The sequence below is a fragment of the Candidatus Thiopontia autotrophica genome (assembly GCF_982804495.1).
On the sequence record NZ_CEYDPX010000018.1, the window covers coordinates 1 to 15,202 of the forward strand.

Below are 15,202 nucleotides of genomic sequence, written 5' to 3' on the forward strand. Positions count from 1 at the left end.
CGCTTGAGTGAGGTGCTGCAGACCTGGAAGGTGAATACGATCTACCACGCCGCGGCCTTTAAACATGTCCCCATGGTTGAGCGGTCGATGGCAGAGTCCATTAAAAACAATATATTGGGCACATTGACGCTGGTGAAAACAGCGATGGTGCAGGAGGTGGAGAGCCTCGTCTTTATCAGCACCGACAAAGCGGTACGCCCCACCAACACCATGGGGGCCTCCAAACGGGTGGCGGAGATGCTGTTGCAGGCATTAGTTGCCGAGAAGCGCCCGGTTTTTGAGGCGCTGGGGAGTGATCTACCGCCAATGGAGGTGCCCCGAAAGACCGCCCTCTCCATGGTGCGGTTTGGAAACGTGCTGGGCTCCTCCGGTTCTGTGGTACCCCTGTTCCGCCGGCAGATCCGCAATGGTGGCCCCATCACCCTGACCCATCAGGATATCATCCGCTACTTCATGACCATCCCCGAGGCAGCCCAGCTAGTGATGCAGGCCGGCGCAATGACAACAGCGGGGTCAGGCTTGCCTTGTTGTAGTTATGATAAGCTCCCCATCAACCAGCCTGATGTAGCAGAGATTGATGCAGCAGAGCTCTTTGTGCTGGATATGGGCGAACCGGTCAAAATCTACGACCTGGCCCGCCGCATGGTGGAGCTATCCGGATATCGGGTAAAAGATGAGGCCCACCCGGAGGGGGATATCGAGATCAAGATTACCGGCCTGAGACCGGGGGAGAAGCTCTATGAGGAGTTGTTGATTGGGGACAACCCCATGCCCACCATGCACCCTAGAATCATGAAGGCGCATGAAGAGTTTATCCCCTGGAGTGAACTGCAACCCCAGCTCCACACCCTGCAGATTGCCGCCGAGAACAACGATGTAGAGATGATCCGTGGACTGCTGCAACGTCTAGTGAAAGGGTACCAGCCAGAGGAGGAGATCGCAGATTGGGTCTATCGTGAACAGACTGCATAGCGGGGTCAGGCTTTCCTTGTTGTGGTTGTTTGTGTAAAGGAGAGTCAAACGCCGAACTTGTTTATTAGTTTGAAGATTGTATTGAACGCGGTTGCTGGCTGTTGACTGTAGCTACAGAAGATATACAATAGAGGTATACAAGAGGGCAATGGCTTGAAGGTTTTTGAGTGGAGTAGTGAGAAAAATAGGTGGTTGAAGGAAAAACGCGGCATCTCTTTTGAAGAGGTAGAGTTGGCATTTATGGATGATCGCGTCCTTGATGAGCTTTCACATCCTAATCAAGAGAAATTTTCTCATCAGAGAATTATTGTTATCGAGCTAGATGGTTATGCGTATGTGGTTCCTTATGTTGAATGTGAAGAGGGGTATTACCTAAAAACAATGTACCCTAGCCGATCCATGACAAAACTTTATTTGAGGCAGTACGATGAAAAATAAAATAGATAATCCTTCTTATTTTGATGATGAGGAGAGAGAGTTGATGGAGGCTGTAGATCGTGGAGAGTTTCAGTCATCTATAGATCAGCCAGATCAGCTTTCCAGACTAAGAGAGGCAGCATCTAACTCTCTTGGCAAGCGAGAAGTGAAGAGCATACGTTTTTACAAGCGAGATTTGATGCGTATACGTACCATCGCCTCAGAAAAAGGAATGCCTTATCAGACGTTGATCGCATCGATTGTGCATCAATATGCAAACGGCCTTCTACAGGAGAGGTAAACAGCGGGGTCAGGCTTTCCTTGTTGTGGTTGTTATTCAGTGGCATTATCGTTAGATGGCAAGAAAACCAAGAATCCACTACCCAGGGGCGCTCTACCATGTGATGCTCCGTGGTAATGCCAAACAGACGATCTTTACTGAGGCGGTAGAGTACCAGCAGTTTGAGAAGATTCTGGCGCAAGGGTTAGAGGCGCACCAAGTCAAACTACACGCATACTGCTGGATGAAAAATCATCTCCATCTGGCGCTGCAGGTAGGTAAGATACCGCTCTCAAAACTGATGCAGAGCCTGTCACAACGTTACACCGTCTGGTTTAACCACCGCCACGACAGGGTGGGGCACCTCTTTCAAGGGCGCTACAAAGATATACTCATCGACAGTGATCAATACCTGCTGGAGCTGATCCGCTACATCCACCTCAACCCGGTTCGGGCCAATCTGGTGACAGATTCTGCAGACTACCCACACAGTAGTCATCGTGCGTACAGTGGTATCGCAGCCGCACCTCCTTGGCTGACCATGGATTGGGGGCTGGGTCAGTTCGGAGAAGAGACAGTTGCAGCTAGAAACAACTACCTTGAATTCATGGGGCACCCCGTGAAGGAGGAGATGGACCGTCAACTGTGTAACGGTAGCGAACAGGGAAGAATCCTCGGTGGGGAGCGCTTCGTCAGCAATATAGAGGCTAAAACAGGAAATAACAACAATAAGCGAAGCCTGACCCCGCCAGAGGTGACCCCGCAAGAGGTGGTGGAGGTTGTTGCCGAAGTGTTTCAACTGGAAGCCTGGGAGGTGACTGGAGCAAGCCGTGCAAGAGACCTTGCAGAGGCAAGAGCCGTGACTGCGCTGGTTGGTATGGATGACTGTGCTCTGACGCTCACTGAAATTTCTAAACAGTTGCAGAGAGATCTCCCAACCCTGAGCAGACAGGTTAAAGCCCTGCGTGGAAAAATAGCCAGAAACCCAGCCCTGCAAACCAAAGTGGATGAGGTCGGGGTCAGGCTTCGCTTATTGTAGAGCAGGGGTCAGGCTTTCCTTGTTTCCCTATTGTATTTCGTTGAGTGCTCTGTATGTTTGTGATAGTATTATTAACAGTACGATTAAGGAGGTTGTTATGAATACGATTGCAGCGAATGATCTGAAAACCAGGGGTGTCTCTGCCCTTGAAGAGGGGCTGCTTGTTGAGCCAGAGGTGGTGATTACTGTGCGCGGTAAGGAGCAGTATGTGGTGATGCATCTGGAGCAGTATCGTTATCTGCGTGAGATGGAGTTGGAGGCGGCCCTGTTAGAGGTGCGCCGTGATCTGGAAAACGGTGATTTTGTACGTGAAACGGCTGAAGCACATCTGGCTCGGGTGGCTGGCGAGTGAGTTATTCACTGGTTTTCAGTGAGAGTTATAGTAGACGGGCAAGAAAATTACTCAAAAAACATCCGGAGCTGAGGAGTCAATATCTAAAAACATTGCAACTGCTAGAGTTGGACCCATATCACCGGTCATTGCGGTTACATGCCTTGGAGGGGAGGTTGGCAGGAGTGCACTCTGTCTCCATTAATATCAGCTACCGTATTACATTGGAGTTCTTGGTGGATGATCATGAGATTATCCCTGTCAATGTCGGCACGCATGATGATGTGTATCGCCAGTAGTGTAAATTAAATAAGGAAACAAGGAAAGCCTGACCCCGATTCTGCATAAAGGCGGCTCTTTTTGATAAGATCGCCCTTTTTTATTAGGCGGCTGAAACAGAGATGGCGACTATACGCGAGAAGTTACATACACTCATTGCTCCTGTAGTAGAGGGGCTGGGTTACGAGCTGGTTGGGATTGAGTACCTGCCGCAGGGCAAGCACTCTATTCTGCGGATCTTTATTGACCACAAAGATGGGATTACCCTGGATGACTGTACCGAGGTGAGTCACCAGCTTAGTGCGCTGCTGGATATTGAGGATCCACTGAATGGTCACTATAACCTGGAGATCTCCTCCCCGGGACTGGAGCGCCCTCTCTTTGTTGAGGAGCACTATGTCCGTTTTGCCGGCAACATGGTCTTTGTACGAACCTCGTGCCCAATTGATGGCAGACGCAAGTTTGAGGGGGTTCTGAAGGGGGTTGAAGAGGGGGATGTGGTGGTTGAAATCGGGGAAGAGAGCTTCCGCATACCTCTGCTACAGATTGATAAGGCACACCTGGTAGCGTAAAAGGAGATGTTTGTCCCCGATGTTTAAAAAATGGTTGAAAAAGGGGGGATAAGCTGTAAAATTCGCGCCAAGTTGGGGAGTGGGAGTTGTATGTGGTACCCGCTACCAAATCACAAAAAGGCCGATCTTTTTGATGAGATCGGCCTTTTTTTATGTTTTTTTCACCGGCAGCGGCCGGGGTTTACAGATAGAGAGTTGTGTTATGAGTAAGGAAATTCTGCAGGTTGTTGAGGTTGTCTCCAATGAGAAGGATATCAGCAGGGAGGTTATTTTCCAGGCGCTGGAGGCGGCGCTGGCGATGGCAACCAAGAAAAAGCATAGTGAGGATATCGGTGTTCGTGTTGCGATTGATCGTGAGACTGGCGAGTATGAGACCTTCCAGACCTGGGAGGTGCTGGATGGAGATGAGCCAGGTATCGAGATGGAGTACCCGGATGCTCAGTTATGGCTGATTGATGCGGTTGAGGAGGACCCAGAAATCAAGCCGGGTGAATTTATTGAAAAACCTATCGCCTCGGTTGAGTTTGGCCGTATCGCCGCGCAGGCTGCCAAGCAGGTTATCTTCCAGAAGGTTAGAGAGGCTGAAAGAGAGAAGGTCGCTGCCGAGTATCAGGAGCGAGTTGGTGAGCTACTGGGCGGCATCGTCAAGCGGATGGATCGCGGCAGTGCAATTATCGATCTTGGCGGCAATGCCGAGGCGGTAATTCCTCGGGAGCACCAGATTCCACGTGATCCGGTGCGCCCGGGTGATCGACTACGTGGCTGCCTGATGGAGATCCAGACCGAGCAGCGCGGCCCGCAACTGGTGGTAAGTCGGGTTGCACCAGAGGTACTGGTAGAGCTGTTTACTCTGGAGGTTCCAGAGATCAGTGACGGGTTGATAGAGTTGAAGGGGGCTGCTCGTGACCCTGGTTCACGTGCCAAGATTGCAGTCCACAGTCTGGATCGTCGGGTTGATCCGGTAGGGGCATGTGTTGGTATCCGTGGATCACGGGTGCAGGCGGTCTCTAATGAGTTGGCCGGCGAGCGAGTTGATATCGTGCCATGGGATGAGAATGAGGCACAGTTTGTCATTAACGCCATGTCTCCGGCAGAGGTGGTCTCTGTGGTGGTAGACGAGGACAAGCACTCGATGGATATTGCGGTGGAGGAGGATAACCTCTCCCAGGCGATTGGTCGCGGTGGACAGAACATCCGTCTTGCCAGTGAGCTGACCGGCTGGACGCTTAATGTTATGAGTGAGGAGGAGTTCGATACCAAGGCGGAGTCCGAGGCGGCAGATATTCAGAAGAGGTTGATGGAGCAGCTTGATGTAGACGAGGACGTGGCAGCAATTCTGGTTCAGGAAGGGTTTAGTGGGGTCGAGGAGATTGCCTACGTTGATGAGACAGATATGATGGCAATTGAGGAGTTTGACGAGGATATCGTTGCCGAGCTTCGTAACCGTGCCCGTGATTATCTGTTGACCCGTGCAATCTCGCACGAAGAGGTTCTGGAGGGGCGAGCCCCGGCGCAGGATCTGCTTGAGCTTGAGGGGATGGATGAGCAGCTGGCGTACAAGCTGGCAGCGCATGGCATTATAACTGCGGAGGATCTGGCTGAGCAGGCTACTGATGAGCTAATGGATCTTGAAGGTCTTGAGCTTACAGCAGAGCGCGGATCAGAGCTGATCATGAAGGCAAGAGAGCCATGGTTTGCTGATGAGCAGGAAATTGAACAGAACGCCGAGAAACAGGCTGAAGCATAAGCGGTAAGGTAAGGAGAGGCAGAGCCATGTCACAGGTAACAATTTCTCAGTTTGCTGAGGTCGTAAAAATTCCAGCGGATCGCCTGCTTGAACAGCTCGCTACTGCGGGCATTTCAAAGAGCAGTGTAGACGATGAGATCTCTGATGATGAGAAGATGAAACTTCTCGGCTTCCTCAGAGGATCCCATGGTGGTGGGGGATCTGCAGAATCAAAGAAAAAAGTAACACTCAAGAAAAGATCAACAGCAACCCTGAAGGTTGGTGGTGGAGCACGTTCCTCTACCAGTAGAAGCGTTAATGTAGAGGTTCGTAAAAAACGGACAATTACAAAGCCGATAGATCCTGTAGCTGCAGAGGAGCAGAGTAGGGAAGCAGAAGATAAACAGAAAATAGAACGTGAGAGGCGCGCTGAAGAGGAGCGCCTGCGCCTGCAGCAGGACGAAAATCGTCGCCAACACCAGCTTAAGAAAAAAGAGGATGAAGAGCTTGCACGTGAGGAGGCAGTTCGACGAGAGAAAGAAGAGGCAGAGAAGAAGGTTCGAGAGAATGAAGAGCGTAGAATTCTTGATGAGCAGGCTCGCCTGGTAGCAGCAAAGGCTGCAGAAAAGAAGCGCGAGGATGAGAAAGAGTCATCGGGCAGAAAAAAATCCGGCAAAAAGCAGCCAACGCGTTATGGTCGCAAGGAGCTTCATGTTGCTGCTGGCAAGTCAGGGCGCAAGAAACAGAAGAAGGGTGCAAAGGGTAGACGCGCACCCAAGGTGGAGATGGAGACAGAGCATGGTTTTACCAAGCCAACAGCACCAGTTGTACTGGAGGTGCAGGTTCCAGAAACCATAACTGTTGGTGATCTTGCGCAAAAAATGTCCACCAAGGCGGCTGAGCTTATCAAGGTGATGATGAACCTTGGAACTATGGCAACCATCAATCAGGTAATTGATCAGGAGACAGCATCCCTGCTGGTGGAAGAGCTTGGACATACTCCTGTGTTGATGAAAGAGAATGCTCTGGAAGAGGAGCTTATGGTTACGGAAGAGCATGCAGGAGATGAGGTTCAGCGTGCTCCGGTTGTGACAATCATGGGTCATGTTGATCATGGAAAGACCTCGCTTCTGGATTACATTCGTGAGTCTCAGGTAACAGATAGTGAGGCTGGAGGCATTACTCAGCATATTGGTGCCTACCGTGTGGCTACACCAAAAGGAGAGATTGCGTTTTTGGATACTCCGGGGCACGCCGCCTTTACTGCTATGCGTGCTCGTGGAGCCAAGGTGACAGATATTGTTGTGTTGGTGGTTGCAGCTGATGATGGGGTAATGCCTCAGACAGAGGAGGCAATTCAACATGCCAAGGCGGCAGATGCGCCACTAATTATTGCGGTTAACAAGATTGACAAGCCAGAGGCTGATCCTGAACGAGTCAAGAGTGAACTGGCAAGCAAGGATGTAGTTCCTGATGATTGGGGCGGTGATGTCTTGTTTGTGAATGTATCTGCTCACACCGGTGAGGGTGTTGATGATCTATTGGATGGAATCATCCTGCAGTCCGAAATGCTGGAATTGACTGCGGTAACCGATGCGCCGGCAAAGGGTAATGTGGTTGAGTCCAGGGTTGATAAGGGTCGTGGTGCTGTGGCAACAGTGATGGTGCAGAGTGGCACCATGCGTAAGGGTGATATTCTGTTGGCTGGTCGTGAGTATGGTCGTGTTCGTGCAATGATGGATGAGCATGGCGAACTATTGAGCGAGGCTGGACCATCTACTCCGGTTGAGGTTCTTGGCCTCTCTGGAGTTCCAGAGGCTGGTGAGGAGGCTATTGTGGTCCCTAATGAGCGCAAGGCTCGAGAGATTGCCAATTTCCGTCAGGGCAAATATCGTGATATTCGCCTGGCTCAACAGAAACAGGCTAGCCTGGATCGTATGTTTGAACATATGCAGGATGGTGAGACCTCAACTGTTAATATTCTTATCAAGGCAGATGTCCATGGCTCTGCAGAGGCGCTGGGTGATGCACTTAACAAGCTCTCTACAGATGAGGTGAAGGTGAAGGTAGTCTCTTCTGGAGTTGGTGGAATTAATGAGTCGGATGCCAATCTTGCGGTAGCGTCCAATGCGATTGTGATCGGCTTTAATGTACGTGCCGATGCAACTGCCAAGAAGCTGATTGAGTCAGAGGGGATTGATCTCCACTACTACAGCGTTATCTATGATGCGATTGATGAAATCAAGCGCGCAATGGAGGGAATGCTCTCTCCAGACTTCAAGGAGGAGATTGTCGGCCTTGCAGAGGTACGTGATGTCTTCCGCTCTCCAAAACTTGGTGCCATTGCGGGATGTATGGTCTCTGAGGGTGTGGTCAAGAGAAACAGTCCGATCCGTGTATTACGTGACAATATCGTAATCTACGAGGGTGAGCTGGAGTCGCTGCGCAGATTCAAGGATGATGTCAGCGAGGTTCGTGCTGGAACAGAGTGTGGTATCGGGGTGAAGAGCTATAACGATGTGAAGGCGGGAGATCAGATTGAGGTCTTCGAGCGTGTAGAGGTTGCGAGAACCTTGTAGTTGACGAATCAAGAGCTGGTTGGCAATGAATAATGAACGTACTCGTCGGGTTGGCGAGCAGGTAAAACGCACTTTAGGTGAACTTATTCAACGTGAGTTGAGGGATCCCAGAGTGGGCTGGGTAACAATCACCGCAGTCAATGTCACCTCTGACTTCTCTCATGCAACGGTCTACTTTACTCTGTTTGGTGAAGGTAGTTCGGTGGAAGAGACGCTGCAAGCACTGGATCATTCGGCAGGATTTTTGCGTTCAAGATTGAGCAAGAGTCTGCAGTTGCGAACCGTACCGCTATTGCATTTCAGACATGATACGTCAGTTGAGTATGGTAGCGACATGGAGTCATTGATTGACAAGGTTGTGGCCGAGGATAACTCCAGACACCCTTCTGGGCGTCAGGAAGAGCAGTAGTTATGGGAAGAAGAAACCGCAAGGGGCGCAATGTCTCTGGAATCCTGCTACTGGATAAGCCGGCAGGTATTACCTCCAATGGTGCACTGCAGCGAGTAAAGCATCTTTTCTTCGCGAAGAAGGCGGGACATACAGGGAGCCTTGATCCAATTGCTACAGGTATCTTGCCAATTTGCCTGGGAGAGGCGACAAAGTTCTCTGGATTTCTGCTGAATGCCGACAAGAGTTATGTGGCAGAGTGTCAGCTTGGCGTGGTTACCCGTTCAGGTGATTCCGAGGGCGAGGTGGTCAGTGAGCGCCCGGTTGAGGGTGTTAGTGAAGAGATAATCAAAAACGCACTGGAGCAGTTCAGAGGTGATATCGAACAGATTCCGCCAATGCACTCAGCCATCAAGGTTAATGGTCAGCCCCTCTATAAACTGGCTCACCAGGGGATTGAGATTGAGCGGGAGCCTCGACAGGTGACTATTTATGCTCTCGATTTTATTGGGCTTGATGCAGATAAAGAGCGGATGACCATAAGTGTGCACTGCTCCAAGGGTACATATATTCGTACCCTGGTTGAGGATATTGGTGAGATCATCGGATGTGGTGCTCATGTAGCAGAGCTGCGTAGAACCACGTTGGGACCATATAAGGAAGATGACCTTCTGACTATTGAGGAGCTGGAAGAGATCAGAGAGGCAGATGGAAACAGAGGGCTGGATAGCCGCCTGTTATCTCTCGATAGCGCTGTAGAGGATTACGACAAGGTTCAGCTGGACAGGGATAGTAGTTACTATATTCGTCAGGGACAACCGATACAGGTCTCTGGTGCGCCAGAGGATGGCTGGGTTCGTATCTATGATGATGTGGAAAAGTTTGTTGGAGTGGGCGAGATTATTGATGATGGCCGAGTGGCCCCAAGAAGGTTGGTTTCATAGTTAAGAACAGGCAAGGGGGTCAGGTCTGCGTTTTTACTGTTATTTGATGATCGTATCAAATAACAGTAAAAACGCAGACCTGACCCCCTCATGATTTATCAGATATTCCTTGTGGAGTTGGGCCTGCATCGATAAAATACGCACCTTTCATTTTTAAGTCGTGAGCATTTTTTTAGAGTCGTTCAAATCTGGACGGCGGTTATGGAGTTAATAGAGTTATGTCAGTGAATGCAGAGCAAAAAAGCGAGATTGTTCAGAAATATCAGCGTACAGAGGGTGATACCGGATCACCAGAGGTTCAGGTCGCGCTACTTACAGCACGAATCCAGGATCTTACCGGGCACTTCAAGGAGCACAACAAGGATCACCACTCCCGTCAGGGGCTGCTGAAGATGGTTAATCAGCGCAGAAAGTTACTTGATTATCTGAAGAGTAGTGATGGTGGTCGTTACACCAAGCTGGTTGCAGATCTCGGTCTGCGTCGATAAGCGCAGAATTATTAATTACATTGAAACGGGGATGGGCCCTGTTTTACTAGCATCCATTAGCCATTATGGGTCAGCCATTATGGGTCAGGGAAGAGAATAGATGACACCTATCATAAAGAGTTTTGAATACGGAAATCAGACAGTAACAATAGAGACAGGTGAGATCGCCCGTCAGGCATCTGGTGCAGTCAAGGTTAGCATGGGGGATACAGTTCTTCTGGTAACTGTTGTTGCCGAAAAGGAGGCACGTGAGGGACGCGACTTTTTCCCTCTGACTGTTAACTATCAGGAAAAATTTTACGCTGCTGGAATGATCCCGGGTGGTTTCTTCCGCAGAGAGGGTCGCCCTACAGAAAAAGAGACACTGACCTCGCGTCTGATTGATCGTCCAATTCGTCCGCTATTCCCCAAGGGGTTCATGAGTGAGGTGCAGGTAATTGCGACAGTTATATCCTCTGATAAAGAGATAGATTCAGAGATTCCGGCAATGATCGGCACCTCTGCAGCACTGGCACTTTCCGGGGTTCCATTCCAGGGCCCTATTGGTGCAGCCAAGGTTGGTTATAGCCATGGTGAGTATATTCTTAACCCAACAGCAAGTGAGAAAGAGGGATCTGATCTGGAGTTGAGTGTTGCCGGTACTGCAGATGCGGTATTGATGGTTGAGTCCGAGGCAAACATTCTCTCCGAAGAGGCAATGCTTGGGGCAGTACTGTTTGGTCATGAGCAGATGCAGGTTGTTATCAACTCTATCAACGAGATGGTTGCAGAGCTTGGTGTAGAGCAGTGGGATTGGGAGGCTGCCGCAGAAGATAGCGCCCTGACCGATGCAGTTGCAGCAGCAGGTGCCGAGGGTGTAACTGAGGCCTACCAGATTGCAGACAAGATGGAGCGTTACGGCCGTATGGGCGAGGTGCGTGACCAGATTGTTGCAGAGCTGGCCACTGAAGATAGTGAGTGGGATGCAGATACCGTTAAAGGTGCAGTCAGCAAGCTTGAGAAGAAGATAGTACGTAGTCGTATTATTGAGGGTAACCCACGAATTGATGGACGTGACACCAAAACGGTTCGTCCAATTTATGTAAAAACAGGAGTTATTCCTCGTGCCCACGGTTCGGCACTATTTACCCGTGGCGAGACTCAGGCACTGGTAGTAACTACACTCGGTACCGAGCGTGATGCCCAGATTATTGATGCGCTTGAAGGAAGTTTTAAGGATCCGTTCATGCTGCAGTACAACTTCCCACCATTCTCCGTTGGTGAGACTGGTCGTGTTGGCAGCCCGGGCCGTCGTGAGGTTGGTCATGGCAAGCTGGCCAAGCGTGGTGTGCAGGCGGTTGTGCCAAGTAATGATGAATTCCCATACACGTTGCGAGTGGTTTCCGAGATTACTGAATCCAATGGATCAAGCTCCATGGCCTCTGTCTGTGGCAGCAGTCTCTCAATGATGGATGCAGGTGTTCCCCTGAAGGCTCCGGTTGCAGGTATTGCGATGGGTCTTATCAAGGAGGGAGATGAGTTTGCGGTTCTGACAGATATCCTTGGTGATGAGGATCATCTGGGTGATATGGACTTTAAGGTGGCCGGCACTGAAGAGGGCATCACAGCCCTGCAGATGGATATCAAGATTACCGGAATCACCCGTGAGATCATGGAGATTGCACTGGATCAGGCACGTGATGCACGTCTCCATATTCTTGGTGAAATGAATGCAGTTATCTCTACACCGCGTGATGAGGTTTCAGAGTTTGCGCCACGTTATCTCACCATGAAGATTGATCCTGACAAGATTCGTGATGTAATCGGTAAGGGTGGTGTGGTTATCCGTGGCATCCAGGAAGAGACCGGAGTGAAGATTGATCTGGATGACGATGGAAGTATCAAGATTGCAGCAACAGATGGTGAGGCTGCCAATGAGGCGAAGAAGCGGATTGAGACTATCGTTGCCGATGTTGAGGTAAACAAGATATATGAGGGCAAAGTTGTCAAGCTGATGGACTTTGGTGCATTCGTAAACATTCTTCCCGGCAAGGATGGCCTGGTTCACATCTCACAGATTTCGGAAGAGCGGGTCGAGAAGGTTGGAGACCATCTGAGTGAGGGTGACACAATTCAGGTCAAGGTGCTTGAGGTTGATCGCCAGGGACGTATTCGTCTGAGCATGAAGGCTGTATAAAACTTGTGATGGAGATCTGGGAGATCTGAGTGGGTCACGAAGTGACTTAATCAGAGCTTTCATAGAGAAAAAAGGGACCCGGATGGGTCCCTTTTTTTGTAGAATCGATACCTTATGAAAATCCTCCTTAGTAATGATGATGGTGTAAATGCCACCGGCCTGCAGACCTTGCGTAAACATCTCGCCAAGAGCAACGAGGTAGTAGTAGTTGCCCCTGATCGCAATCGTAGTGGCGCCAGTAATTCGTTGACCCTGGAGCATCCTCTCCACCTGTTTACCCATGAGAACGGAGATTACTCCGTAGATGGCACCCCGACTGATTCGGTTCATCTGGCACTTACAGGATTGCTGGATGAGGATCCGGAAATTGTGGTATCCGGAATAAATTCCGGTGCCAACATGGCAGATGATGTGCTCTATTCAGGTACGGTTGCCGCCGCCATGGAGGGGCGCTTTCTTGGGCTGCCGGCAATTGCGGTCTCTCTGGTCTGCAGGGAGGACCAGTGTCAATATTTTGAATCTGCCGCTATTGCAGTTGAGAAGATACTGGAGAGACTTAAACAGCATCCTCTGGAGCCAGAGACTATCCTTAATGTAAATGTGCCAAATCTTCCCTGGGAAGAGATTCATGGTTTCAAGGCAACATGTCTTGGCAGAAGACATCGTTCAGAGCCAGTGGTAAAAATGAAGGATCCACGTGGCAAGGATATATATTGGGTAGGCGCTGCAGGCAAAGCTGAAAATGGAGAAGATGGCACAGATTTTCATGCTGTAGAGAGTGGCTGGATCTCGGTAACCCCAATTCATACCGACCTGACACAACGCACAATGATAGATGGAATGGAGCAGTGGCTCTCATGAATAACTATGAGGTTGGCTTTCGTTCACGTCGGGTTAGAGAGCGTCTTATAAGTCAGCTGGAGAAGCAGGGGATCACGGATCTTGAGGTGCTGAATGCAATCCGGACGGTTCCTCGCCACCAGTTTGTGGATGAGGCGCTGGCGTACCGGGCCTACGATGATGTGGTGTTGCCAATCGGCCATGAACAGACTATATCGCAGCCCTATATCGTTGCCCTGATGACGGAGTCGCTGATGCGTCATGGGCGCCCAAAACGGGTGTTGGAGATCGGAACCGGATCTGGCTACCAGACTGCAATCCTCGCGCAACTTGTACCACATGTATACACTGTAGAACGTATTGGTGCATTGATTCGCAGGGCACAGGATAGATTTGCCGAGATGGGAATTCTGAATGTAGAGATGAAGCTGGACGATGGTCATGTGGGGTGGGAGGAGAAGGCTCCATTTGACGCAATTATTGTTACTGCAGCACCGGCAGGAATTCCCACCCGTCTTCTTGGACAGCTGGAGATTGGTGGAAGAATGGTGGTGCCAGTAGGGCCAGAGAAGCAGGAGCAGAAACTTTTGGAGCTGACAAAAACAGTAGATGGGTATGAAGAGGAGGTTCTGGAGAGGGTGAAGTTTGTGCCCATGAGGTCAGGAGCAAGATAATGGAGTGGATGAATAGAATGAATGAGAGGGTTGCCGTCTGGGCAGATCGCCCTCATGCCGAACCTGTTTTGGCAGGTCTTAGTTTTGCGGAGTCCAGTTTCTTTCCGGTTCCACCTGATGTGTTGCTTGCACCAATGACCCTGGCGCACCCCTCTCGAGGATGGCGATATGCAACTCTGGTAACGGTTGCCTCGGTGCTCGGCGGAGTTTTCGGCTACCTGATTGGGCTCTATGGAATGGAGCTGGTTGAGCCACTTATTGCGCAGTGGGGGCTGCAGGATTCATACGATCACGCCAAGGCACTGTTTGCAGAGTGGGGCATATGGATTATCTTCCTTGCCGGGTTTTCACCAATCCCATACAAGCTGTTTACTATCAGTGCTGGAGCGCTGGCCATGTCGCTTCCACTGTTTTTGGTGGCCTCACTTATTGGTCGTGGCGCCCGTTTCTTTCTGGTGGCGGCATTTGTTATCTGGGGAGGAGAAAAGTTCCTCAAGATGGAGCGTGGCTGGATGTCTCGTCTGGGATGGATTGCCGTGCTACTTGCAGCCATCTACTACTTCTTGCGACATTGATGAGACAGATAGTAGCCATAATCCCCCTGTTTGTTGTTGTCTCCCTGCTGGTGGGCTGCAGCAGCAGTCGTCCATCACTATCTCCGGTCTCTAATCAGACCCATCTTATTGGAGAGATTCAGGAAAGTTATACAGTGCGTACAGGTGACAGCCTCTACATGATAGCTATGGAATTTGATCTGGATTATCTTGATCTGGCCAGGTGGAATGGAATTAGTTCTCCATACAGAATCCACAAGGGGCAGAAATTACGTCTGCACCCAAACAGCTCACAATCCTCAAAACCACAGCCTGTAACTGGTGATTACTATATTGTGAGACCAGGAGATACATTAAGTGTTATTGCAGAGAGGCTGAATATTAAAATGGCTAATCTGGCACGCTGGAATAGCCTGAAGTCACCTTATCAGATTCATGTGGGGCAGAAGTTAAGGTTGAGGTCGGCGCTATCTGCCGGACAGATAACAGGGGTAAAACCAAAGCCGATATCAAAATCGAGCAAGAGGATAACGGCAGTTAGTAGATCTTCTGCCGCAACCAGCATGGGCCGCCCTTCATCTGGAAAAATTATTAAACGGTACTCCAAAGAGAGGGGGGTTACAGGAGTTGAGTTTGGTGGTAGAGAGGGTGACCCAATTGTTGCCGCAGGTGATGGCAAGGTGGTCTATAGCGGCACCGGTCTGGTGCGTTATGGAAAGCTGTTAATCATCAAGCATGACAATAATCTATTGACAGCCTATGCTCATAATAGTCAGCTGCAGGTTAGGGAGGGGGATGTTGTAAAAATTGGTCAGCAGATCGCAGCAATGGGGAAGAGTGGTACCGATCGGGTGAAGTTGCATTTCGAGGTCAGAAAAAATGGAAAACCGGTTGACCCAATGAGATACCTGGCAAAACTCTCAGGGAGTGGTAGGTAGGTGGC

At 50.2% G+C, this 15,202-nt stretch carries 17 protein-coding genes; all 17 read left to right on the forward strand.

What is annotated here, in order from left to right; genetic code table 11:
* A partial coding sequence (locus AC3ZFK_RS06295; RefSeq protein ID WP_489433751.1) for a polysaccharide biosynthesis protein occupies positions 1-972 on the forward strand: 972 nt, incomplete at its 5' end.
* 153 nt (positions 973-1,125) lie between these two features.
* Positions 1,126-1,410, forward strand: a complete 285-nt coding sequence (locus tag AC3ZFK_RS06300; RefSeq protein WP_487507038.1) for a BrnT family toxin — start codon at positions 1,126-1,128, stop codon at positions 1,408-1,410.
* Positions 1,400-1,690, forward strand: coding sequence for a hypothetical protein (locus AC3ZFK_RS06305; protein ID WP_487507039.1), 291 nt, complete (start codon positions 1,400-1,402; stop codon positions 1,688-1,690). The genes AC3ZFK_RS06300 and AC3ZFK_RS06305 overlap by 11 nt, the downstream gene beginning before the upstream one ends.
* A 55-nt stretch (positions 1,691-1,745) precedes the next feature.
* The gene (locus AC3ZFK_RS06310) at positions 1,746-2,708 is read left to right on the forward strand and encodes a transposase (protein ID WP_487507040.1); all 963 of its coding nucleotides are present in this window, start codon (positions 1,746-1,748) and stop codon (positions 2,706-2,708) included.
* Positions 2,709-2,805: 97 nt separating this feature from the next.
* Positions 2,806-3,060, forward strand: coding sequence for a type II toxin-antitoxin system Phd/YefM family antitoxin (locus AC3ZFK_RS06315; protein ID WP_487507041.1), 255 nt, complete (start codon positions 2,806-2,808; stop codon positions 3,058-3,060).
* Complete coding sequence (locus AC3ZFK_RS06320) at positions 3,057-3,338, forward strand: type II toxin-antitoxin system RelE/ParE family toxin (RefSeq protein WP_487507042.1); 282 nt, start codon at positions 3,057-3,059, stop codon at positions 3,336-3,338. Before AC3ZFK_RS06315 ends, AC3ZFK_RS06320 begins: the two co-directional genes overlap by 4 nt.
* A 102-nt stretch (positions 3,339-3,440) precedes the next feature.
* Positions 3,441-3,890 (forward strand): ribosome maturation factor RimP, encoded by a 450-nt coding sequence (gene rimP, locus AC3ZFK_RS06325; RefSeq protein ID WP_487507043.1) that lies wholly within the window; start codon positions 3,441-3,443, stop codon positions 3,888-3,890.
* A gap of 202 nt (positions 3,891-4,092) precedes the next feature.
* Entirely contained in the window at positions 4,093-5,637 is a 1,545-nt protein-coding gene (nusA, locus tag AC3ZFK_RS06330; RefSeq protein WP_487507044.1) for a transcription termination factor NusA, read from the forward strand.
* Between the two features lie 26 nt (positions 5,638-5,663).
* Complete coding sequence (gene infB, locus AC3ZFK_RS06335; protein WP_487507045.1) at positions 5,664-8,195, forward strand: translation initiation factor IF-2; 2,532 nt, start codon at positions 5,664-5,666, stop codon at positions 8,193-8,195.
* Between the two features lie 25 nt (positions 8,196-8,220).
* Complete coding sequence (rbfA, locus tag AC3ZFK_RS06340; protein ID WP_487507046.1) at positions 8,221-8,604, forward strand: 30S ribosome-binding factor RbfA; 384 nt, start codon at positions 8,221-8,223, stop codon at positions 8,602-8,604.
* A gap of 2 nt (positions 8,605-8,606) precedes the next feature.
* Complete coding sequence (truB, locus tag AC3ZFK_RS06345) at positions 8,607-9,527, forward strand: tRNA pseudouridine(55) synthase TruB (protein ID WP_487507047.1); 921 nt, start codon at positions 8,607-8,609, stop codon at positions 9,525-9,527.
* A 218-nt stretch (positions 9,528-9,745) separates the two neighbouring features.
* Positions 9,746-10,015, forward strand: coding sequence for a 30S ribosomal protein S15 (rpsO, locus tag AC3ZFK_RS06350; RefSeq protein WP_487507048.1), 270 nt, complete (start codon positions 9,746-9,748; stop codon positions 10,013-10,015).
* A 100-nt stretch (positions 10,016-10,115) separates the two neighbouring features.
* On the forward strand, positions 10,116-12,191 hold the full coding sequence (gene pnp / locus AC3ZFK_RS06355; protein ID WP_487507049.1) for a polyribonucleotide nucleotidyltransferase: 2,076 nt from the start codon (positions 10,116-10,118) through the stop codon (positions 12,189-12,191).
* Between the two features lie 114 nt (positions 12,192-12,305).
* Positions 12,306-13,052 (forward strand): 5'/3'-nucleotidase SurE, encoded by a 747-nt coding sequence (gene surE / locus AC3ZFK_RS06360; protein WP_487507050.1) that lies wholly within the window; start codon positions 12,306-12,308, stop codon positions 13,050-13,052.
* Positions 13,049-13,705: a protein-L-isoaspartate(D-aspartate) O-methyltransferase gene (locus tag AC3ZFK_RS06365; protein WP_487507051.1), complete on the forward strand. Its 657-nt coding sequence runs from the start codon at positions 13,049-13,051 to the stop codon at positions 13,703-13,705. Before surE ends, AC3ZFK_RS06365 begins: the two co-directional genes overlap by 4 nt.
* Positions 13,705-14,280, forward strand: coding sequence for a YqaA family protein (locus AC3ZFK_RS06370; RefSeq protein WP_487507052.1), 576 nt, complete (start codon positions 13,705-13,707; stop codon positions 14,278-14,280). The genes AC3ZFK_RS06365 and AC3ZFK_RS06370 overlap by 1 nt, the downstream gene beginning before the upstream one ends.
* Positions 14,280-15,197 carry a peptidoglycan DD-metalloendopeptidase family protein gene (locus AC3ZFK_RS06375; protein ID WP_487507053.1) on the forward strand — a complete coding sequence of 306 codons (918 nt, stop codon included), beginning with the start codon at positions 14,280-14,282 and terminating at the stop codon, positions 15,195-15,197. The genes AC3ZFK_RS06370 and AC3ZFK_RS06375 overlap by 1 nt, the downstream gene beginning before the upstream one ends.
* The last annotated feature ends 5 nt before the right edge of the window (positions 15,198-15,202 follow it).